Here is a 20,920-nt window from a genome sequence, read left to right as displayed (position 1 = left end):
TTTTTTTTGTTTTATAATATTGATGTGTTTGGGGGGATAGCAAAGCGGCCAAATGCGGGTGGCTGTAACCCACTTTCTTCGGATTCGGGGGTTCGAATCCCTCTCCCCCCACCATGATTGCCCCATAGCCAAGCGGTAAGGCAGTGGGTTTTGGTTCCACGATGCGTTAGTTCGAATCTAACTGGGGCAGCCATATCACCGAAAGGTGTTTTTTTATTACCTTTTTTACATTACTTTTTTATTAAAAACGCAATTTTTGAATAAAAATAGTTTAAATTTGCGCTTTTTGAATTTTGACCTCTTAAATTTATCTTTTGTGCTAAAATTTAAAAACTATGAATAATAACAAACAATTAGAGAAAATTACACCATTAGAACAAGACTTCACACAATGATATACAGATGTTGTTCAAAACGGAAAATTAATGATGTACGGACCTACAAAAGGTACAATGTTTTTACTTCCTAACTCATATGGAATTTGAGAACTAATTCAAAAAAATTTAAATAAAGCATTCAAAGAAAAAAATGTTCAAAATGTTAACTTGCCATTATTAATTCCTGAATCACTTTTCAACAAAGAAAAAGAACACATTGATGGATTCAATCCTGAACTTGCTACAGTTACAATGGCCGGTAATAAAGAGTTAGATGAGAAACTTTTTATTAGACCTACATCAGAGGTTTTATTTGCACACTTATTTAAAAACTCAATTCAATCATATAAAGATTTACCAATGATCTACAACCAATGAGTAAGTGTTATTAGATGAGAAAAAACAACTAGACCATTTTTAAGATCTAGAGAATTCTTATGACAAGAAGGGCATACAGCTCATTCATCATCACTGGAAGCTAGAACTCTTTCGAAAGAAATGATTAAAGTGTATTCTAAATTCCTTAAGAAATACCTTGCTATTCCTACTATTATAGGTAAGAAAACACCAAATGAAAAATTCGCAGGTGCATGTACAACTTGGACAATTGAAGCTATGATGAAAAATGGATATGCTCTTCAAGCAGGAACTAGCCACTATTTAGCTCAAAACTTCTCAAAACCTTTTGAAATTATTTTTAAAAATGAAAAGAATGAATTTGAAAATGTTTATCAAACTTCATGAGGTTGCACAACTAGATTAATTGGTGCACTTATTATGACACATGGTGACAATAGAGGAATTGTTATCCCTCCTTATGTTGCTCCAGTTCAAGTTGATATTTTAGAATTATTCGCAAATAAGAATCCACAAATTCATGAAACAGCTAAAAAACTTTTTGATGACCTTTCAAGAAAATTCCGTGTTAGATTAGATGATACTGATAAAAACCCAGGTTTCAAAGCTTCAAACTCAGAAATCAAAGGAGTTCCATTAAGAATCGAACTTGGACCTAGAGATTTAGAAAACAATCAAGTTACAATCGTTAGAAGAGATACTCTTGAAAAATCACAAGTAGCAATTAAAGATGTTAAAAATGTTGTTTCAGGCTTATTAAAACAAATTCATGATAATTTATATGAACAAGCCGAACAAAGATTAATTAATAATCAAGAATACGTTTATAACTACGAAGATTTCAAATCAAAAATAGCTGAAAACAAGTTTGTTATTGCTCCATTTTGCTGTGATGGAAATGTTGAAGATCAAATCAAAGAAGACACCGGAGCAACAGCAAGATGCATTCCTCTTTCTTTAGACAAACCAGTCAAGGATGTTGAGTGTTTTTGAGAGGGTTGTGATAAGAAAACAAGTAGATATGTGGTCTTTGCAAAGGCATATTAAAAATGATGTTGTACATCATTTTTTTATATTCTATTTTTGCATTAAATGTAAACAAAGCAATGCCTTTGTTCTTTTTTAGTATTTTTTTGATCAAAATCGGTAATTTTTTTACAAAATAAGTGTGAAAGGAGGACAAATATGGCCAAAAATATTCAAAAAATAATTACATATATAAATTTATTAAACGGAGAAAACATGCAAGAAAATCTATTAACCGAAGCACAAGAAAAAGCATTATATGCTCAAGAGTGTGCAGTAGTCAATAATATATTTAAATTAAGAGATATTTTTATTAAAAATCTTAAAAGTAAAATAGTTAATTTAGAAACTATTTTAAGACACAAAAATGATCCTGAGGTTTCTAAACAACTTGAGATTGAAACTAACAAACTCAAAAAAGACTCTTCATTAGTCGGATTAGTTTTATCATTGATGAAAATTCAAAATTCTTGAATAATCAACAAAATGTATTGTGATGAAGAAACAAGATATAACAAGGAATGATATACTGATTATTTCTCAAAGACCACATTCTACAAGAGAAAACGAGACGCTATCAAAGAGTTTATAGAAATTTACTTTAACTATGTATAACATTGTGTCCATACACAATCAGGATACTTATATTGTTGAGCAAAGAGACTTCAAAGTAAACATATTAAATGGTGGAAATCTAGGAAATTTTGATTTAAGTAATTTTGATTTACCATTTATTATTAGTATAGATAGAATTTTACCAAATGGATATACAGACATCAGTTTTGGATTTAAAGATAAAATCAATACACCATTTACTGAAGCTCTTAGATACCTTCTAAAAAGAAGATTTAATCTAAACATTTTAAATAATAAATTTACTATTAAAGCTTATGTTTTTATTAATAAGGAACAAAAAGCTGAATTTAGTACTGATGATTTTGGTCTTAGTAATTTCAAGAGACTGAATTTCATTGAGTTAAATACACCATTCAATAAATTAAATTCAATCTTCATTAGGTTCACATTTACATCCAAAGTTCTGGGAATTGAGGAAGAATTATTTAAGGAATATCAGGTAATTTTCGGGAATGAAATTAAGAATTCACAACAAATATCTCCACAAAATTTATTATTTAAAATCAAAGTACCTTACTCATATGTTTTTAATTTTTCTGAAAATTCAACTTACTGAACTAAAAAGTACTATCACAATATCATTTTAGAATTACCAAAAATTAATAATACAAATCAATTCACGAATTTATTGAAAATTACACAATTTAATGATAAAAAAGATAATTTGATGCCTGGAGAAAATAATAAAAATACAGATATGCAAATTAATGTCAATGAAGTTCATATAAATAATTTCTTATCCAAGAATGAAAAAATTAATTTGCATTTAGAAAAGGAAAATGACGATAATATTCATCACTCTGGGCTAATTGAAAATAACTTTTATCACAAGGTGGTAAGGATAGATGATTATTTAACTACTAATGAATCAGATGTAACAATTAACAAAATTCCAGGATTAATACCTAGTAAATCTTTAAAAATTCCATATCAATATAGTGGTCTATTAACTTTCAAATTTCCAATTTCCACACCTTATTTCAATTTTGATTTCATCAAAACTTTTGATATCAAACCCACTCACCTTTACGAAAGTAATGCAGATAAAAGGTTGAAAATTACTTATTTTGATGATGACAATCCTAAAGTTACATATCGCTTCGTAATTGACTTAAAAGATTCAATTAAAATAATTAAAGAAGAATTTTTCAACTTCAATGAGTTCATTTTAGATGAACAGACAAAGAAAAGACTTAATCAAAAAAATCAGTAAAGTTGTACTTATTTGTGTTGCCGGTGGTTTAATAGGGACTGGTGCATACTTTCTACATAAAAACTTATCAGAAAATAGAAAAAAGTTTGAAGAAGTTCCTGGCAAAAGATGAAAAAGAAATGATGGAAAAGTCAAAAATTATTACGATTACGAAGAAGATGAGAATTCCTGATTTTTTCCAACATTAGAGGCTAAATATTTTGAAAAATTTGTAAAAGTTGATGAATATGGATTTAAATACATTGATGAAGACATTGTTAAATCTGTAATTCACGACGTAATAAGAAGATTTCCTACAAAATATGGTTCAATTTTGTTCGATTATAAAATTATCAATAAAAATCAAATTTTTATTTATATGAAGCACATTAATGAAGACAAAGTAAAAACTAAAACTTACTTAATAGAGCTTAAATAATATATAATTAAGCCATGAATTCAAATATTAAAGACTTAGTTTTTAGTGAACTTAAAAAAATATCTAAAAATAAAAACATCACAGAAGACTCTAATATTAGAGAACTTGGAGTTGACTCTCTTGATCTAGCTGAATTAATTTTTGACGCTGAAGAAAGATTAGGAATTACAATTTCTGATGATGAATTAAGAGATGTAAAAACAGTTAAAGATGTTATTAGGATTTTAGATAAATAATATATAATATAGATGGCTTAGGAGTATAGTTCAACGGTAGAACAACGGGCTTCAACCCCGTGTGTTGTGGGTTCGAATCCTGCTACTCCTGCCATTTTTTTGTACTCTTTTTTATATTAAATAAAGTAAAATTACTAATATGAAAGAAAAAATTAAATTCGGTGTGCTAGGGACTGGAGCATTCGGTTCTGCATTAGCAAATATTTTGATTGAGAATAATTTTCCAGTAATGATGTATGGAATTAATGAACAAGAAATTAGCGATATTAACAATGGATATAATCGCAAATTTTTTGGCGAGATTCCATTTAAAAACTCTAATCTTATTTCAGCAACAAATGATTTATGCCACTTTTATGAAAATGTAAACACAGTTATCCTAGCTGTTCCTTCAGTTGCAGTTGGTGCAATTTTAAGACAATCAGCTAAAGTGCTTGGAAACAAAAAAATTAGCATTATCAACTTATCAAAAGGTCTTGAACCTGAAACAAAACAATTCTTTTCTGACTATATAACTTCTGCATTTGATAAAAATCTTGAAAATCTTGCGTCAATTATGGGACCATCATTTGCGATTGAAGTTTTTGAAGGGAAACTTACAATGGTTAACATTGTGGGGACAAATTCAAAGTTCAACCAAGAAGTTGCACAATGCTTTAATAATTCACATTTTTATGTAAAACCATATGATGATATTAAAGGTGCTGAGGTCTTTGCTGCTCTTAAAAATGTTTTAGCCATTGGATTAGGTATGACATCAGTTTTATATCCAGGTCAAAATTCACACGCTGGGCTCCTTACATTAGGGACTTATGAAATATTTAAAATATATAAAACTATGTTCCCCAATGAGGAAGATACAATTGGCTACAATTTTGCAGGTATGGGGGATATTTTCTTAACATGTTCATCACCTACAAGTAGAAACTTTAGTTTTGGTATTAATGTTGCAAAAGTAGGTGTTAGCGAAGCTTTAGCAACACAAAACGTAACTACCGAGGGTTACGATACAGCAATAACATTACAAAAAATAATTGAAGAATATAACATTAAAGATATTCCATTTCTACAAGGAATTATCGATGTTTTATTCAATGAGAAAGACCCAAAAGTCATTTTAGATTCAATAATTTAAACGTGCTCTCGCATGTTTATTTTTTACACCCTTAATTTTTAATATAGTGTAAAATATTATTAATTTATTAATAATATTGGAGGTAACCATGATTACACATACAAAAGATAAGAAAAAATCAGAAGTTGTTGTTAAAGTTAAAATTAATCAAGCAGATTTTGATAAAAAATTAAAAGAATTTACAGACAAATTAGCTAAAAAAGTTAAAGTTAAAGGTTACAGACCAGGAAAAGCTCCTAAAGCTGAAATCGAAAAATATGTAGACCACAGAGCTGCATTTACTGATACAGTTAACTCATTTAGCAATGAAAATCTTCCAGCTGTTTTTGAATATGCTGCAAAAAACAAAATTAAAGCAGCTAGATACCCAATGTTAGACTTACAAAAAGATGGCGAAGATCTTTACTTAGTTTACATTTTTGTTGAAGAACCAGATTTTGCAGTAGATCCTAAAAAATTAAAATTAGACTACAAATCAATTAAAGTAGCTAAAAAAGATGTTGATGATATGAAAAAAGATATCCAAGAAAAATTATCTGTTAATGAAGAAATTACAGATAAAAAAGCTAAAACAAAACTTGGAGACACAGTTAACATTAACTTCAAAGGATTTATTGACAACACACCATTTGAAGGTGGAGAAGCTGAAAACTATGATTTAAAATTAGGTTCAAAAACATTTATTCCAGGATTTGAAGATCAACTTGTTGGTAAATCAGTAGGATGAAAAGGTGATGTAGTTGTTACATTCCCTGCTGACTACTTCGTTAAAGAATACCAAAACAAAGAATCAGTATTCCAAGTTTCAATTAACTCAATAAAGAGATTAAAATTATTCGAATTTACAGATGAAAACGTTAAATTACTTGGTGATCCAAAAATCACAGATCTTAAATCACTTGAAAAAGAACTTAAAAACAATGTTTTCATTAAAAAATTCTTCTCAAACGTTGATTCATTCTACCTTTCATTAATTGAACAAACAATCAAATTAGCAAAAGTTAACTTGCATCCATCATTCGTGGAAGAAAGACTTGGATTATTAAAATCTGAATTCGAAAAACAATTAAAACAATTTGGAATGAAGAAAACTGAGTACTTACAATTAATCAAATCATCAGAAGCTGATTTAGAACAAGAATTTGTGAAACAAGCCACAAAAGATGTTGAAAACGCTAAAGCTATTCAATACTGAGTTGCTAAATATCCAGTTAATGCTTCAGCAGAGCAAATCGCAGAATTTACATCAAAAATTGAAGCGTTTGGATTTAATAAATCTGTAACAAACAACTTAATTATCTCAGCATTAAGAATGTCATTAATTTTAGCTGACGTGAACTCAGAAGCTGCAGCTAACTTAGAAAGTGACTTTACAAAAATTACAAAATAATACTTTTAATCATCAACTAACTCATTTAAATAATATGAGTTAGTTTTTTTATGCCTTGTTTCTGTAAAATAAGTAAATTAAAAAATGAACAACTTATATTGTTCATTTTAAAAAACATAATTTTAATTAGTAACAACTAAATTATCATTTTGAAATTTCGTTACCATTTGCGTCTTTTTGTTTTCCACAAACAGCTAAAATGAAGTCAACAATTGGTCAAATTCCAACTGAAAATCATCATCCTACTAAAAGTTTTAATAAACCTAATCCGATTCTTCCAGCATAGAATCTGTCTACTCCAAATGCTCCTAAGAAGAATGATAATAAAGTTAAGATTAATCTGCTTTTTGGTGATACTGAATTCATAAATACCTCCTAATTAATCTACAATTTAATTATAAATTATTTAAAAGTTTTTTTATTTTTTTCAGGAAAAAGCTAGATAGGCAACTTGAGCTATCATAGCACCATTATCTGTTGCATATTTTAATGATGGAACAATAGTGTTTTTATGCAATTTACAAAACTCTTCCCTTAGGTAAGAGTTAGCAGAAACTCCACCACCTAAAACTAAAGTTTTAACATCATATTTCTCTAATGCTGCTTTAGTTTTACTAATCAAGTAGTCAATAGCTGTTTTTTGAAAAGAAACAGCAAGTTGCTCCTTGTCAAGTTCTTCATTTTTCATTTGAGCTTTGTTAACTTTATTTAAAACTTGTGTTTTAAGACCACTAAATGAAAAATCTAATTCATTTTCTGTGTGTGGAAATGTTAATTTTGTAAATTCACCATCATATTCTTTGAAAAGCTTATCGATAATTGGTCCACCAGGAAAACCTAGACCTAATCTTGAAGAAACCTTATCGAAAGCTTCTCCAACAGCATCATCAAGCGTCTCTCCGATGATTTCCAAATCATCTACATCTTTAGCATAAATTAATTGCGTATGTCCACCAGAAACTAATAAACATAATGCAGGGAATGCAATTTCGTTAGTTAATGTGGCTGATAAAAAGTGACCAACAAGGTGATTGACAGGCACTAAAGGTTTATTTATTGCTAGTGCAAAAGCACTTGCAAATAAATAACCAACTTGTAGCGTTCCTATTAAACCAGGTTCTTTCGTGTAAGCAATATAATCAAAAGAATCTGGATCATATTTTTGCAATATTAATTCCTGAATAAGCGCGATATTTTTAACATGCTCACGTGAAGCTATTTCAGGAATGGTTCCTCCGAACTCTTTAAAAATATCAATTTGTGAAATTGTTCATAAATCTAAAACTTTTCCATCTTCTAAAACTGCTAAAGATGTGTCATCATGGGAAGTTTCAATACCTAAAATTCTCATTAGTTTACACCTCCAATTTGAGGTTGTTTAATATATAAAGGTTCTACGCTCATAGTGTTTTCTTCTTTGAATTTATCTTTAAAATCCTTGAAGCTATCAATCATTTTTTTATAATCTACTTTGTCAACTTCAGTTGAATCCTTATCAGCTATTTGAATGGTGTTTTTATCATAAAAATATACTTTTGAACCTTGTGCATCTATATAGAAGTTTTCTTTATTAGGACTTAATGTTTCTAAAATTTCAAATGTATGAATTGTAAATAGAGGTTTTTTAAATAAAAGAGCAAAAGTTCTAAAGTAAACTAAAGAACTTCTTACACCAGTGAAAAAACCTGGACCCTTGTTTATATAAAAGTTATTAATTTTATCTACTGTTAAATTATTTTTGCTCAATATCAGTTGAAATTGTTCAGTTATTAACTGAACTTTTTTCTTATAACCTTCTAATAAAGCAAAGTCAACAACATTGAAATCTTTATCAAATAAAACTAAAACAAAGTCCTCTGTTGCTGTATCTAAATAAACATTCATTATTTAACCTCTATAATTTCAAAAACATGTTTTTCATCTTCATTAATATATGCATTAATTTTTACATAATGTGTAAAATCTAAATTTTGCAAGTTAGCTCATTCAATAACAACTAAATTATCATCAAAATAATCTTCAAACTCATCAATTGAAGATTTAAAGTTGTATAGATCAATATGAATTAGACCATCATAGTCTTTCATATATGAAAAACTTGGTGATGTAATCTTCTCTTTTATGCCTATTTTTTTACCTAATAATTTAGTGAAAGTAGTTTTTCCGGCTCCTAAATCACCTGATAATAATAAAAATTGTTTCTCTTTAAATAGTTCAAAATTTTGATTTATAAAAAGTTCTAAGTCTTGCAGACTAGAACAAACGATTTTTTTTAGCATTCTATAATGTACTAATTTTTTCTTCAGTTAAGTTTTTAGATAATTGAACTACAACAATAGTTTCAGGTCCTGTATGAACTGAAATACAGTTAGGTAATAATGTTGTGAAAACTCTATTTTTCCCCTTGCTTTTTATATAATCAACAACATCTTTTAAGTCACCTGAATTTGAATGGATAATTAAGATATCTTTATCGTTATCTTTTAATTTAGTATCAATATTCTTGTAAATTGTTTTTAAGAATACTAAACCTTTTCCTTCTTTTTCTAATTTCCCTTTATAGAAACTTACAATAGGAATGATTCTAAGCAATCTAGCAACAACAGCTGCAGCAGGTGTTAATCTTCCTCCTTTTAATAAGTATTCATTGTGTTTAGGGAAAATTGAAACTTTTTGTCTCTCATCTCATTGTTCAATTTCTCTAATTGCTTCATCAACATCAGTTCCATTTTTGATTAATTCAACAAAATCTCAAACTTGAAGTGTGATTAACGATGCAACAAAAATTGACTCAATAACTCTTAATTTTGGATATGATGATTCAAGAGCCTTTAAGTTTTGATATTGACTTGATAAATGTTTTGAAATAGGGAAAACAACAACATAATCGTGTGTTTTTGATAACTCACTAATTAAATCTTCTGCTACCCCGATCGGTGTTGCAGAAGTTCTATAGGTTTTTGTATCTAGATTAAAGTAAGTGAAAAAATCTTCTGGTGTTAAATCGATACCATCATTGTATGTTTTTCCATCTAATTCAATTCTTAAAGGAAGATAAAATCATCCTAAATCTTCAGCTTGTTTTTTATTTAATCCTGAAGCTGAATCTACTACTATAGCTACCTTTTTCATAAATTCAATTATATTAAATTTATGTATAATTTTGTTTATGATATTGTTTAATAATTTGGATAAATCATTCTCAAATGTATCTATTATTTTTGTTGATAGTAGAGTTTCGAAAACTCAACAAATACAACTTGATAATATGATTATTTTTTCAGATGATAATAAAAAAATACATTCTATAAATTTACTTGATAATAAGCTTCTTGATATTGAACCTAGTTCAAAATTTGGTGCATTAAATGCAGAACAAATTGCAAAATTATCTTCACTTTTAGTCAAAAATGGTTTTGCTTTAGAAAATGAACCTAAAATCATTTATGGTTTAATTACAAAAAGAGAAAATCACCCTAAAAGTGAGAAGTTATTTGTTCTAGAAGTTTTAATTAATAAAGAAACAAATGAACATATTCAATTAGTTACAAACACATTAGATTCTCAAGAAGGTAAAGTTGTTGTTTTATCATTGCCAGGAACAACTGTTTTCAGTGGTCTAGAAGTCTTAGAAGGCGAAATGCTTAATGTAAAAAGTTACGGAATGCTATCAGGATACAGAACTTTAGGAATCGATAGAGAAGGATTAATTTTTGGAACAAGCGAACAAATTGGAAAGGATTTTGAATTTTAAAATGAATGTACTTAAAGAATTAAGATACCGTGGTATTTTGAAGGCCATTAGTAATGAGGAAAAATTCAACTCACTTCCAGAAGGTGTTGGAGTTTACTGTGGTTTTGACCCAACAGCAACAAGTTTACACTTAGGAAATTACATTCAAATAGCTAACTTATTAAGATTTAAACAAGCAGGTTTTACAACTTATGCAATCCTAGGTGGAGCTACAGGAATGATTGGTGACCCTTCTTTCAAAGATTCAGAAAGACAACTTCTTGATGATGTTACTGTTTTAGAAAATAAAAATAAAATTAAGGCACAGCTTGAATCATACGGTTTAACTGTTGTTGATAACTATGATTTTTACAAAGATATGAATATTTTAGAATTTCTTAGATCTGTAGGTAAATTAGTAAATATTTCATATATGCTTGCCAAAGATTCAGTTGCTTCTAGAATTGAAAAAGGATTAAGTTTTACCGAATTCACTTACCAATTAATTCAAGGTTGAGACTTTGCCACTTTATACAAAGATAAAAATATTTGCATTCAATTCGGTGGTTCAGATCAATGAGGAAATATCACAACTGGTTTAGATATGATTTCTACATTGCACGGAAACGATCATAAGGCAGTCGCAATTACAGCTAACTTATTAACTGATGCAAATGGAAATAAATTTGGTAAATCAACAGGTGGTGGTAGTTTATGATTAGATGCATCAAAAACAAAACCATTTGTTATGTATCAATTCTTGTTAAATCAACCTGATAGCGAAGTTGAAAAATTACTTAAATGATTAACGTTTTTACCATTAGAGCAAATTGAGCAAATTATTGAAAAACACAAAGAGCAACCTTCATTAAGATATGCACAAAAAGAGCTAGCTTATGCAGTTATTTCCGACGTTCACTCTAGTGCTGAAGCTAAAAAAGCAAAATTAATTTCAGAAATATTATTTAATAAAAATTTAGATTTATCAAATTATTCAGCAGAAGAAATATCTGATATTTATGAAGATATTAACCATTTTGAATTAGTTAAAGATCAAAATTTAATTAATCAACTTATTGAAAATAACATTATTAAATCAAAACGTGAAGCTAGAGAATTTATTACAAATAATTCAATTAAGCTCAATTTAGAACCAGTAAATGAAGACAGCATTTTAAATTCAAGTTTATGAAATAACAAATTCGCACTTCTTCACGTTGGTAAGAAAAATATTTATTTAATCAAAATTAAATAGAAATGAAAAATTCTCATCGATTGATGAGAATTTTCTTATACCTTTGAAGTTCTGCTCAAAATTGGATGATAATAAGCTTCAATCTTTTCTTTTAAATCAGGTAAATACCGAACTAATTCTTTTTTAAAAGTTTTATCGTGTTTAATAAAACCTACTGCATGCAATAATTCGTGAACCACAGTTTCTTTAATAAAATACTCATCGATTAAATACAATCTCTCATTGAACATTATTAAAAATTGTTTTTTGGGGTCTGATGATCTAATTACACATCTTCCTCAATATGATTTTGAGTTTTTTAACTCCCATCTTCACCTTTTATCAAGGTTCATTATTTGTGAATATTCATCAAAATATTTCTGAATAATTATTGAAATTTGCTCTCTTGCAAACTCCAATAATAATGGTTTTATTCTTCTTTCAGACCTACAACGTAGTGATTTTGCTACTTTTTGACTTGAGTCAAATATGTAAAGATAATTATTAGGAAGCAATTTATAAGTGTATCTTTCTCCTAATAAAACAAATCAATCTTTATCAACTGAAATTTCATTTTCAGCAAGTAATTTATGTGTATAAACCATAATTAAAGATAAAGAAAATGCCTATTAAGCATTTTCTTTATTATGTTCCTCTTCAGCTTGTTTTGTGTAATTAAAAATTAGTTCAGCTAATTTATCTTTAGGCATTTCTTGATATCCACTAATACCTAATAATTCAGCCATTTTGAATAATTGCTCATTTGGAATTTCTAAAAGTTTTTTTATTGCAGTTTCTTTTTGAACATCTGCTTGAATTTTTTCTTCTTCTGATAAATCTTTCTTTTCTGAATCAGTAGCATCTGCTGCTTTATTTTGATTTTTGAAAATATCATTTAAGTTTGCACCATTAGCAAATCCTGAAAATAAGTCAGAAATACCATTTGGGTTATTTTTGAATAACTCTTGCATTTTAGCAGCCATAGCAAGTGTTTCTTCTTCCATTTTAATTGAGTAGAACATCTTAATAATAAATACGACTTTTTTAGCAGGAATTAATCAGTTAACAATTGTTAATATAGTTGTAACAACATCAATAACAACAATTGCAATTAAAATATTTGGTAAACCTGGTTGATTAAATGCGCCATCATAAATGTACTTGAATAATGTGAAAACACTAAATAGTCCTACAATTGTTGATAATAGGATTGGTCATCTGTTGAAATTAAGATAAGTTTTTTCCTTACGAACTTTGATAAAAGAAATAATTATCACAATTGCAGCAGCACAAAAAATAATTATGTAAAAAATTTGATTTATTATGCAGAAAATAAATAAACTTTTTCTTTCATTTGTGACTTTAATTGCAACATCAGATGATAATTTTGTAGTGTCAGGGTTTAAAAATGTATCGTGTCCAATTGTCACAATTAAGAAGCCAGCCAACGTTAATGCAGCAATTAATGTGATTGAAGCAAATAAAAGTCAAACTCAACTAGCAAATGTTTTTTGTCCTTTTTCATACAATTCATCTGCTTTACGATATTTTAGAAAATCTCTTAAATTTCATTTAAACATTCAATACCTCCTTTATTTCATCTTCTTTTATAAATTCATTGAAATTAAAATCAGCTACATCAAAGTCGTGTGGTGGTTTTGAATAAAACACCATTTCTTTTCCAGTCATAGGATGATGTAATTCTAATTTATAAGCGTGTAATCTTTGTCCATTTTCATCAACATACTTGTTGTAAACAGGATCTCCATAAATTGGATTTTTAATATATGCCATATGCACTCTGATTTGATGAGTTCTTCCTGTCTCAAGTTCGCATTTTACAAGTGATTTAGGTAAGTTATCAATGTAAAATGTTTTTAATAAAGTAACGTGAGTAGTTGCTGGTTTAGCATTAATATCAGTTACTTCCATTTTAAGTCTATCTTTAGCATTTCTACCAATAGGTAAGACTAATTTAAGTTTTTTACTTTCTAATACGCCATCACAAATTGCTAAATATGAACGCTTAATTTCGTGAGTAGCAAATAACTCAGAAAGTTTATTATGAACCTCATTGGTCTTTGCAATAACTAATAAACCGCTTGTGTCTTTGTCAATTCTATGAACGATGCCTGGTCTAAGCAATCCATTTTGATCTGATAAATTATTTTTAAAATGATATAAAAGTCCATTCACTAATGTGTCTTCATAATGACCTGGAGCTGGGTGAACTGTCATACCAGTTGGTTTATTAATGACGCATAAATATTCATCATCATAAACAATATCTAAATCCATTTGTTTAGGAACTACTTTAATCTCCTTATCAAGTACTCTTGAAATTTTAATTACTTGACCTTCTCTCACCGTAAATTTAGGTTTATTAACCAAAACATCATCAACTGTTACAACTCTCTCATCAATAAGTTGCTTAATATCATTACGTGATATTTCAGTATTATTTGAAATATATTTATCAATTCTTTCAGGATATTTAACTACTAATTCAATCATAAATTCAATTATATATTTTTTATAGATTTTATTTGTATTTACTAATAAATATTTATTTATTAGTATGCTTGAGAAAACTATATAAAAAGTTTTTAATGTTATAATATGACTATGTTAGATTTTTTAGAGAAAAGAATACAAAAAAGTATTGCAAAAATGTCAAAAAAAACAACTCTAAATGAAGCTGATATTTTAGAAGTAACTAAAGACGTAAAATTAGCACTTCTTGAAGCTGACGTTAACTTAAGGGTTGTTAAAGAGTTTATTAATAATGTTAAAGCAAAGGCTTTAGAATCTGAAATTATAGGTAAATTAAATCCATCACAACAAATGATTAAAATTTTTCAAGATGAACTTGTAAATATTTTAGGTGGAAAAACTACCGAAATTTCAATCACAAAAAAACCTTATATCATTATGATGTGTGGACTTCAAGGTTCAGGGAAAACTACAGCAACAGCTAAAATTGCTTACTATCTTAGAAAGAAAAAATTCGTAAATAATCCACTTGTTGTTGCAGCTGACATTTATCGTCCAGCTGCTGTGCAACAATTAGTAACTTTAGCAAAGAGTATTCAAGTTGATTACTATGAGCAAGGTGTTGAAGTTCCTGCAGAAGAAATTGTAACTAATGCATTAAAACAAGCTGATGCTAATAAAAATGACTTAATTATTATCGATACAGCTGGTCGTTTATCAATTGATGAGAAATTAATGCAAGAGCTTAAAAACATTAAACAAATTGCTCATCCATCTGAAATATTCTTTGTTGCTGATGCTATGTCTGGTCAAGACATTGTTAATGTTGCTCAAACATTCAATGATAACTTAAGCTTATCAGGTTTAATTATTACAAAACTTGATTCAGATGCGCGTGGTGGAGCCGCATTAAGCTTACGTCAAGTTTTAAATGTGCCTATCAGATTTATTGGTACAGGTGAAAAAACATCTAATATTGATTTATTTCACCCTAATCGTATGGCTGATAGAATTCTGGGGATGGGTGATGTTTTATCACTTATCGAACATGCGCAAGATAACATTGATGAAGATAAAGCAAAAAATATGGTTGAAAGAATTTTTTCAGGCAAATTTGACCTTGATGATTTAATGGATCAAATTAAGCAAATGAAGAAATTAGGTAAATTCTCAAAATTACTTAAAATGCTTCCAGGTTCTTTATCAAATAAAATTAATGAAGAAGACTTAGATAAAGCTGAAGAAAAAATGCAACTTTACCAAATCTTAATGTCTTCAATGACCAAGAAAGAAAGAAAAAATCCTAAACTTTTAAAACAAGCATCTAGAAAAGAAAGGATTTTAAAAGGTTCAGGAAGAAGTGTTCAAGAATACAACAAACTACTTAACGAGTTTGAATCAATGCAAAAAAGAATAGTTGATATGGCTAATAAATTCAAAAATGGTGGAACAAGTGGTTTAGGTGGTCTTGGAGGATTATTTTAAAACAAAAAAGCAACATTTAATTATGTTGCTTTTTTAATTTTATTGATAAAATTAACTTATTAAATGTGCCATCATAGCTCAGCAGGCAGAGCACTTCCATGGTAAGGAAGGGGTCGCTGGTTCGAGTCCAGTTGTTGGCACCATTTTTTTATTACTCTTTTGATACTTTGTCTAAAATAGATTTTAATTCTGAATATGGTAAATATCCTGAAAGTGCAGTTACATATTTTGCATCCTTATAAACTTGAATATATGGAATACTTGTAATATTCATCTCTCTTGCAAAATCTCTGTTTTTATCAATATTAACTCTTAATATTTCAACATTATCTTTTTGGTCTAATTCAGTTAATGTGTTTGCATATAACATTTTACATGGTCCACATCAGTCTGCATAAAATACTAAAAGTTTCACACCTTTTGAATTATCTAAAAGTGAAAAAACATCTTGTTTTGTTAAATCATTGTGAATCATTTTAACCTCCCTTAAACAATATGTAATTATTATACCAAAAAATGAAAAAGTGCTTTTTAGCACTTATTTTTTATTAAATTTGAACTTTTTGCTGCTTTTGATATAACATTTTTAAAAAAAAGGTATAAAAAAAGCAGCGGCTCCCTATTTTCACTGTAAAGCTATCTTCGGCACTAAAGGGCTTAACTACTGAGTTCGGAATGGATTCAGGTGATACCCTTTGCTATAACCACTGTGAATATTATAGCACTGATAAATAAAAACAAAAATATTTTTTAATTTTTTTTCTAAAAAATTCTGATCTATTATGAAACACAAATTTCGTCACTTACATTCATTGATTAGGAAACTAAATTTAACACTATGAATTTACGAAATTAGTACAAAAACATCCCAACAATGTTGAGATGTTCATTTAATTACTGAATTATTTATTACGTATATAAATGTTAGCTTCGTATTCTAAATCCTTATCCTCATCACGTGCTTCTTTAATTCACATTGTAATTGAAATAATAATGAATACTATAATACCAACAAATACAAATGTATCAGCTAGATTGAATGTGCCTTTATCTGCTCAAGGTAAGTAAAGCATATCTTTTACATAACCATTAAATAAAATTCTATCTAACGCGTTTCCGAAATCTCCTGCTAGTAAGATACCTAATGGGATTGAATAGTATAAAGAATTCTTAGCGAAGAATAAAGGCAATATCAGGATAAATGCAGCTACCATAAAGCTTAATCCTTGAATTAAAGCAATATTAGTTGTTTTAAGAAATGTGACACCTTTATGTCAAATAGATCTAATTCCAAATAAACCAAAATTTTGTCACTCACCAGTATTTGATGGATAAATATTTTCAGGGAAAATATATGTTCCATCTGGTAAAGGAATTTGTCCATCTGGTCTTAATCTTAAAACATCACCATGTTTAAATAGAAAAGTTTTTGTTAGTTGGTCTATTGTTAAGAAAATTGCAAAAGTAATGAATAATATTACATATGCAGTTAAAATTGATTTTCAATTTACTTTGAAGTGTTCAACTATTTTAGTAACAAAAGTTTTATTTTGTTGTTTTTGATTATTCATAATTATTTATCTTCCCAATCTTTCACAATTTCATAACATGTATTACATAAATTATCTATCATCTCTGATTTTTCAAAATGATTTCAACATCTTTGACATTTTTCAGAATCAAATGTTGTAATTTCTAATTCATCATTTGATTCAAACGATACTTTGCCTACCATTAATAAAGTTTTTAAATCAAGTGATTTGATAAAATCTGATAATGAATTTGGTAATTTAACATATACCTCATTAATTCTCTTAATTGCACCTTCTTTAATTAAGTTATCAACTTTAGCATTTACTTCAGCACGTAATTGGAAGAATTCGTCAAATTGTTCAATTAATGATTTATTAACTGCAACATTATTAAAATCAAATGCATCAAACATTATTGAATCGTGCTTTGTAGCTTTATTAAAGTGTTCGTATGCTTCTTCAGCTGTTGTAGGTAAAATAGGAGCAATTGCTTTAATAATAAAGTCTACGATTTCATATAAGTTCGATTGAACCATTAATCTTTCTGGATCGTTTGATTTTCTTATATAAAGGATGTCTTTAGTAATTGATAAATAGAATCCAGATAAGTCAACAATATAGTTATTTAATAATTTAACAACATTAATGAATTTATATTCATCATAAGCTTTTTTAATGTTTAATTTTAATTCATTTAATTGTTCTGAAATAAGTGCATGAACTCCTGTTTTTTGAATATTAGAATCATATTCAAAACCGGCTAAATTACCTAACATAAATCTGATAGTATTTCTGATTTTTCTATAGATTTCAGTGTTTTGATCGAGAATATCATCTGAAATATTTACATCATTTGTGTATTCACTATTAGCTGCTCATAATCTTAATATATCTGCACCACGTTTTTTAACAACATCAATAGGTTTAATTACATTCCCTAATGATTTTGACATCTTGTTACCATTCTTATCTAAAACAAAACCGTGTGAAACAATTTGCTTATATGGAGCTGTTTTTTGATATGCAACTGAGTTAATGATAGATGAGTTAAATCAACCTCTGTATTGGTCAATTCCCTCTAAATATAAGTCATACGGAGCCTTGTAACGCTCATCAATATCAACAGCAGTAAATGAAACACCAGAATCAAATCAAACATCCATAATATCCATTTCTCTTGTAAATTCTCTACCTTTGTATTTTGGATGCAATAAGTCTTGTGTATCTCATTCTCATCAGATATTGATATCGTGCTCTAAAACTTGATTAATTGTGAAATCAAATTGTTCTTTATCAATTACAGGGTTTTTATGTTCATCATAAAAGATAATGATTGGAACACCTCAAGTTCTTTGTCTTGAAATAGTTCAATCACCTCTTTCTGCGATCATATTTCTTAATCTTGTTTTAGCTCACTCTGGGTATGTTGAAACTTTTGTTTCAATATTTTCTAAAATGTCTCTTCTAATTTTATCAATAGAAACAAATCATTGAGGTGTACCTCTAAAAATAATTGGTTTGTGAGTTCTTCAATCATGTGGATATGAGTGCTTCATAAACTCCAATTTCATAACTCTATCATCTAAAAACTCAACAATAGGTTTGTTTGCACTATCATAAAATAAACCGTCAAAATCAGTACCTGTACCAAAGATACTTCCATCATCTGCAACGTGCATAATTTTTTCTAAATTAAATCTTTGCCCAATTAAAAAGTCGTCTTCTCCGAACATTGGAGCAATATGAACAATACCTGTACCAGATTCTTCAGTAACATGATGACCAACAACTAACGGAGCTAATAAACGAGTGATTGGTGTGAAATATAAAATATTTTTACCAAGAACTTCATACCCATAAAATTCATCTAGAATGTCATATTCATAAATTTCATTCTTCTCAGCATATTTCTTAAATAATTCTTCTGAAAAAATTAGTGTATCATTTTCAACCTTAACTCTAATGTATTTAATTTTAAGCCCTACAGCAGCTCCTGAGTTAGCCAATAATGTTCAAGGAGTAGTTGTTCAAACAACAATATCATCACCGTTATGGATCTTGTCGAAGTTACTACTTACAACTCTTAGTTTTAAATATAATGATGGACTTCTTACTTCTTTATATTCAACTTCAGCTTCTGCTAAAGCACTTTGTGAAGTAGGAGATCAATAAATCGGTTTCAGTCCCTTATATACTAAACCATCTAAAATCATTTTAGAAAAGACTTCTAACTGTTTAGCTACATATTTTTTATCTAAAGTGATGTAATACTTTTTAAAATCTGAAAAAAGTTGTAATTGTTTAAATTGTTCTTTCTGAATTTCGACTTGTTCCAATGCATAAGCTTTCGCTTTAATTCTTAACTCAAGTGGTGAAATTTCTTCTTTCTTAAGATTACTTTCTGAAAGCATTTTATGTTCAATAGGCAATCCATGTGTATCTCATCCAGGAATAAATGGAGAATAATATTTATTTAAAGTTTTTCATCTCACAATTATATCTTTTAAGATTTTGTTTAAAGCATGACCTACGTGTAAATCTCCATTAGCATATGGTGGACCATCATGCAAAATGAAAGATATATTATCTTTATATTCTTCTAATATTCTTTGATATATGTTATCTTGATATCACTTTTCTCTATATTTACTTTCTTTTTCGATTAAATTAGCTTTCATTTCAAAGCTTGTTTGCGGCATATTTAAAGTCTTTTTGAAGTCCATATTTTCTCCCTGTTGTTAAATTATAAATTAATTATAAATAAATTAAATTATATAAGAAAATCCTCTAATTTACTAACTTAACAAGTTAACAAATTAGAGGATTTTTGGTGGCCTCGGCAGGAATCGAACCAGCGACACACAGAGCTTCAATCTGTTGCTCTACCTACTGAGCTACAAGGCCATAATGGCGGTCCAGACGGGGATCGAACCCGCGTTCTCCTCCGTGACAGGGAGGCGTATTAAACCACTTTACCACTGGACCGTTTGGTTGCAGAGGAAAGAATTGAACTTTCGACCTTCGGGTTATGAGCCCGACGAGCTACCACTGCTCCACTCTGCTATGTATCTCCTGTTATTGGCGGGTGATGAGGGATTCGAACCCCCGCGGGCCGTGAAGCCCCTGCTAGTTTTCAAGACTAGTCCCTTCAGCCAGACTTGGGTAATCACCCGTATGGTGGACCTAACAGGATTCGAACCTGTAACCGACCGGTTATGAGCCGGTTGCTCTAACCGTTGAGCTATAGGTCCGTAATTTGGTAGCACCGAAGAGATTCGAACTCTTGACCTTCCGGGTATGAACCGGATGCTCTAACCAACTGAGCTACAGTGCCATATATGGTGGAGAGTATGGGATTCGAACCCACCACCTCCTGCGTGCAAGGCAGGCGCTCTAGCCAAATGAGCTAACCCCCCATATAAATGGTGAAGAAGACAGGATTTGAACCTGCGACCACTACAGCCCAAATGTAGTGCTCTACCAAGCTGAGCTACTTCTCCAACAATCATTAGTTGCGTTATTATTATAATATAAAAAATATTTTTATGAAATTTTTTTTATATTTTTTTGAAAATAAAAAAACACCATTAAAGGTGTCATATATTCTTTGAAAACTGAATAGTTATTTTAATAATTCATTAAAATGTCTGAATAC

At 28.9% G+C, this 20,920-nt stretch carries 21 protein-coding genes, 12 tRNA genes and 1 rRNA gene; 14 read left to right on the top strand and 20 right to left on the bottom strand.

The features are described 5' to 3' along the window. Positions 1 to 30 precede the first annotated feature (30 nt). The 10 genes from VBM88_RS02565 (at position 31) to tig (ending at position 6,788) form a co-directional block, all read left to right on the top strand. Positions 31 to 114: transfer RNA gene (locus VBM88_RS02565), tRNA-Tyr, on the top strand. Positions 115 to 118: 4 nt separating this feature from the next. Then, positions 119 to 193: transfer RNA gene (locus VBM88_RS02560), tRNA-Gln, on the top strand. 142 nt (positions 194 to 335) lie between these two features. Next, positions 336 to 1,781: a proline--tRNA ligase gene (gene proS / locus VBM88_RS02555; protein ID WP_323680397.1), complete on the top strand. Its 1,446-nt coding sequence runs from the start codon at positions 336 to 338 to the stop codon at positions 1,779 to 1,781. 138 nt (positions 1,782 to 1,919) lie between these two features. Continuing rightward, entirely contained in the window at positions 1,920 to 2,375 is a 456-nt protein-coding gene (locus VBM88_RS02550) for an MG284/MPN403 family protein (protein ID WP_323680396.1), read from the top strand. A 4-nt stretch (positions 2,376 to 2,379) separates the two neighbouring features. Next, positions 2,380 to 3,609, top strand: coding sequence for an MHO_1580 family protein (locus VBM88_RS02545; RefSeq protein ID WP_323680395.1), 1,230 nt, complete (start codon positions 2,380 to 2,382; stop codon positions 3,607 to 3,609). Continuing rightward, positions 3,569 to 4,027, top strand: coding sequence for an MHO_1590 family protein (locus VBM88_RS02540; RefSeq protein ID WP_323680394.1), 459 nt, complete (start codon positions 3,569 to 3,571; stop codon positions 4,025 to 4,027). The genes VBM88_RS02545 and VBM88_RS02540 overlap by 41 nt, the downstream gene beginning before the upstream one ends. A 14-nt stretch (positions 4,028 to 4,041) precedes the next feature. Beyond that, on the top strand, positions 4,042 to 4,263 hold the full coding sequence (locus VBM88_RS02535; RefSeq protein WP_257089230.1) for an acyl carrier protein: 222 nt from the start codon (positions 4,042 to 4,044) through the stop codon (positions 4,261 to 4,263). 19 nt (positions 4,264 to 4,282) lie between these two features. Further along, positions 4,283 to 4,357 (top strand) — tRNA-Trp (locus VBM88_RS02530). A 45-nt stretch (positions 4,358 to 4,402) separates the two neighbouring features. Beyond that, complete coding sequence (locus tag VBM88_RS02525; RefSeq protein WP_323680393.1) at positions 4,403 to 5,398, top strand: NAD(P)H-dependent glycerol-3-phosphate dehydrogenase; 996 nt, start codon at positions 4,403 to 4,405, stop codon at positions 5,396 to 5,398. A gap of 88 nt (positions 5,399 to 5,486) precedes the next feature. Then, positions 5,487 to 6,788 (top strand): trigger factor, encoded by a 1,302-nt coding sequence (tig, locus tag VBM88_RS02520; RefSeq protein WP_323680392.1) that lies wholly within the window; start codon positions 5,487 to 5,489, stop codon positions 6,786 to 6,788. A gap of 141 nt (positions 6,789 to 6,929) precedes the next feature. Here the strand turns inward: tig and VBM88_RS02515 are convergent, their stop codons facing one another. Genes VBM88_RS02515 through VBM88_RS02495 form a run of 5 tightly spaced genes read right to left on the bottom strand, consistent with a single transcriptional unit; the run spans position 6,930 to position 9,920 of the window. Beyond that, a complete protein-coding gene (locus VBM88_RS02515; RefSeq protein WP_323680391.1) occupies positions 6,930 to 7,154 on the bottom strand; it encodes a TM2 domain-containing protein in 225 nt (74 codons plus the stop codon). A gap of 52 nt (positions 7,155 to 7,206) precedes the next feature. Beyond that, on the bottom strand, positions 7,207 to 8,139 hold the full coding sequence (gene tsaD / locus VBM88_RS02510; RefSeq protein ID WP_323680390.1) for a tRNA (adenosine(37)-N6)-threonylcarbamoyltransferase complex transferase subunit TsaD: 933 nt from the start codon (positions 8,137 to 8,139) through the stop codon (positions 7,207 to 7,209). Continuing rightward, positions 8,139 to 8,672, bottom strand: coding sequence for a tRNA (adenosine(37)-N6)-threonylcarbamoyltransferase complex dimerization subunit type 1 TsaB (gene tsaB / locus VBM88_RS02505; RefSeq protein ID WP_323680389.1), 534 nt, complete (start codon positions 8,670 to 8,672; stop codon positions 8,139 to 8,141). The genes tsaD and tsaB overlap by 1 nt, the downstream gene beginning before the upstream one ends. Beyond that, positions 8,672 to 9,067, bottom strand: coding sequence for a tRNA (adenosine(37)-N6)-threonylcarbamoyltransferase complex ATPase subunit type 1 TsaE (gene tsaE, locus VBM88_RS02500; protein WP_323680388.1), 396 nt, complete (start codon positions 9,065 to 9,067; stop codon positions 8,672 to 8,674). Before tsaE ends, tsaB begins: the two co-directional genes overlap by 1 nt. A gap of 1 nt (position 9,068) precedes the next feature. After that, positions 9,069 to 9,920, bottom strand: a complete 852-nt coding sequence (locus VBM88_RS02495) for a DegV family protein (protein ID WP_323680387.1) — start codon at positions 9,918 to 9,920, stop codon at positions 9,069 to 9,071. Between the two features lie 37 nt (positions 9,921 to 9,957). Between VBM88_RS02495 and tapR the strand changes: the two genes are divergently transcribed. Together tapR and tyrS are read left to right on the top strand one after the other, a co-directional pair. After that, complete coding sequence (gene tapR, locus VBM88_RS02490) at positions 9,958 to 10,542, top strand: TyrS-associated PheT N-terminal domain-related protein TapR (RefSeq protein ID WP_323680386.1); 585 nt, start codon at positions 9,958 to 9,960, stop codon at positions 10,540 to 10,542. 1 nt (position 10,543) lies between these two features. Continuing rightward, positions 10,544 to 11,776, top strand: a complete 1,233-nt coding sequence (tyrS, locus tag VBM88_RS02485) for a tyrosine--tRNA ligase (protein ID WP_323680385.1) — start codon at positions 10,544 to 10,546, stop codon at positions 11,774 to 11,776. A 35-nt stretch (positions 11,777 to 11,811) separates the two neighbouring features. On the opposite strand, the gene VBM88_RS02480 is transcribed toward tyrS, so the two are convergent. From VBM88_RS02480 to VBM88_RS02470, 3 genes are read right to left on the bottom strand one after another with little or no spacing between them, the layout of a single operon-like run. After that, a complete protein-coding gene (locus VBM88_RS02480; protein ID WP_323680384.1) occupies positions 11,812 to 12,360 on the bottom strand; it encodes a SprT-like domain-containing protein in 549 nt (182 codons plus the stop codon). A gap of 24 nt (positions 12,361 to 12,384) precedes the next feature. Next, complete coding sequence (locus VBM88_RS02475; protein WP_323680383.1) at positions 12,385 to 13,335, bottom strand: hypothetical protein; 951 nt, start codon at positions 13,333 to 13,335, stop codon at positions 12,385 to 12,387. Continuing rightward, entirely contained in the window at positions 13,328 to 14,269 is a 942-nt protein-coding gene (locus VBM88_RS02470; RefSeq protein WP_323680382.1) for an RluA family pseudouridine synthase, read from the bottom strand. The genes VBM88_RS02475 and VBM88_RS02470 overlap by 8 nt, the downstream gene beginning before the upstream one ends. 105 nt (positions 14,270 to 14,374) lie before the next feature. Between VBM88_RS02470 and ffh the strand changes: the two genes are divergently transcribed. Both ffh and VBM88_RS02460 read left to right on the top strand, forming a co-directional pair. Next, the gene (ffh, locus tag VBM88_RS02465; RefSeq protein ID WP_323680381.1) at positions 14,375 to 15,733 is read left to right on the top strand and encodes a signal recognition particle protein; all 1,359 of its coding nucleotides are present in this window, start codon (positions 14,375 to 14,377) and stop codon (positions 15,731 to 15,733) included. A 67-nt stretch (positions 15,734 to 15,800) separates the two neighbouring features. Further along, a tRNA-Thr gene (locus tag VBM88_RS02460) sits at positions 15,801 to 15,876 on the top strand. An 8-nt stretch (positions 15,877 to 15,884) separates the two neighbouring features. Here the strand turns inward: VBM88_RS02460 and VBM88_RS02455 are convergent. The 12 genes from VBM88_RS02455 to VBM88_RS02400 form a co-directional block, all read right to left on the bottom strand. After that, on the bottom strand, positions 15,885 to 16,208 hold the full coding sequence (locus VBM88_RS02455) for a thioredoxin family protein (RefSeq protein ID WP_323680380.1): 324 nt from the start codon (positions 16,206 to 16,208) through the stop codon (positions 15,885 to 15,887). Between the two features lie 131 nt (positions 16,209 to 16,339). Then, positions 16,340 to 16,445: ribosomal RNA gene (gene rrf, locus VBM88_RS02450) — 5S ribosomal RNA — on the bottom strand. Between the two features lie 190 nt (positions 16,446 to 16,635). Further along, positions 16,636 to 17,304: a signal peptidase II gene (locus VBM88_RS02445; RefSeq protein WP_323680379.1), complete on the bottom strand. Its 669-nt coding sequence runs from the start codon at positions 17,302 to 17,304 to the stop codon at positions 16,636 to 16,638. Between the two features lie 2 nt (positions 17,305 to 17,306). Continuing rightward, on the bottom strand, positions 17,307 to 19,988 hold the full coding sequence (gene ileS / locus VBM88_RS02440) for an isoleucine--tRNA ligase (RefSeq protein ID WP_323680378.1): 2,682 nt from the start codon (positions 19,986 to 19,988) through the stop codon (positions 17,307 to 17,309). A gap of 105 nt (positions 19,989 to 20,093) precedes the next feature. Beyond that, positions 20,094 to 20,169: transfer RNA gene (locus VBM88_RS02435), tRNA-Phe, on the bottom strand. A 4-nt stretch (positions 20,170 to 20,173) separates the two neighbouring features. Then, positions 20,174 to 20,250 (bottom strand) — tRNA-Asp (locus VBM88_RS02430). Positions 20,251 to 20,253: 3 nt separating this feature from the next. After that, positions 20,254 to 20,328 (bottom strand) — tRNA-Met (locus tag VBM88_RS02425). Positions 20,329 to 20,344: 16 nt separating this feature from the next. Next, positions 20,345 to 20,437, bottom strand: a tRNA-Ser gene (locus VBM88_RS02420). Positions 20,438 to 20,440: 3 nt separating this feature from the next. Continuing rightward, a tRNA-Ile gene (locus VBM88_RS02415) sits at positions 20,441 to 20,516 on the bottom strand. A gap of 6 nt (positions 20,517 to 20,522) precedes the next feature. Then, a tRNA-Met gene (locus VBM88_RS02410) sits at positions 20,523 to 20,599 on the bottom strand. A 5-nt stretch (positions 20,600 to 20,604) separates the two neighbouring features. After that, positions 20,605 to 20,681: transfer RNA gene (locus VBM88_RS02405), tRNA-Ala, on the bottom strand. 7 nt (positions 20,682 to 20,688) lie between these two features. Beyond that, a tRNA-Pro gene (locus VBM88_RS02400) sits at positions 20,689 to 20,765 on the bottom strand. Positions 20,766 to 20,920: the final 155 nt, after the last annotated feature.

This window comes from Mycoplasma sp. 1232, assembly GCF_034863345.1.
GTDB lineage: Bacteria > Bacillota_I > Bacilli_A > Mycoplasmatales > Metamycoplasmataceae > Mycoplasmopsis.
This window is presented reverse-complemented; position numbering and strand designations above follow the sequence as displayed.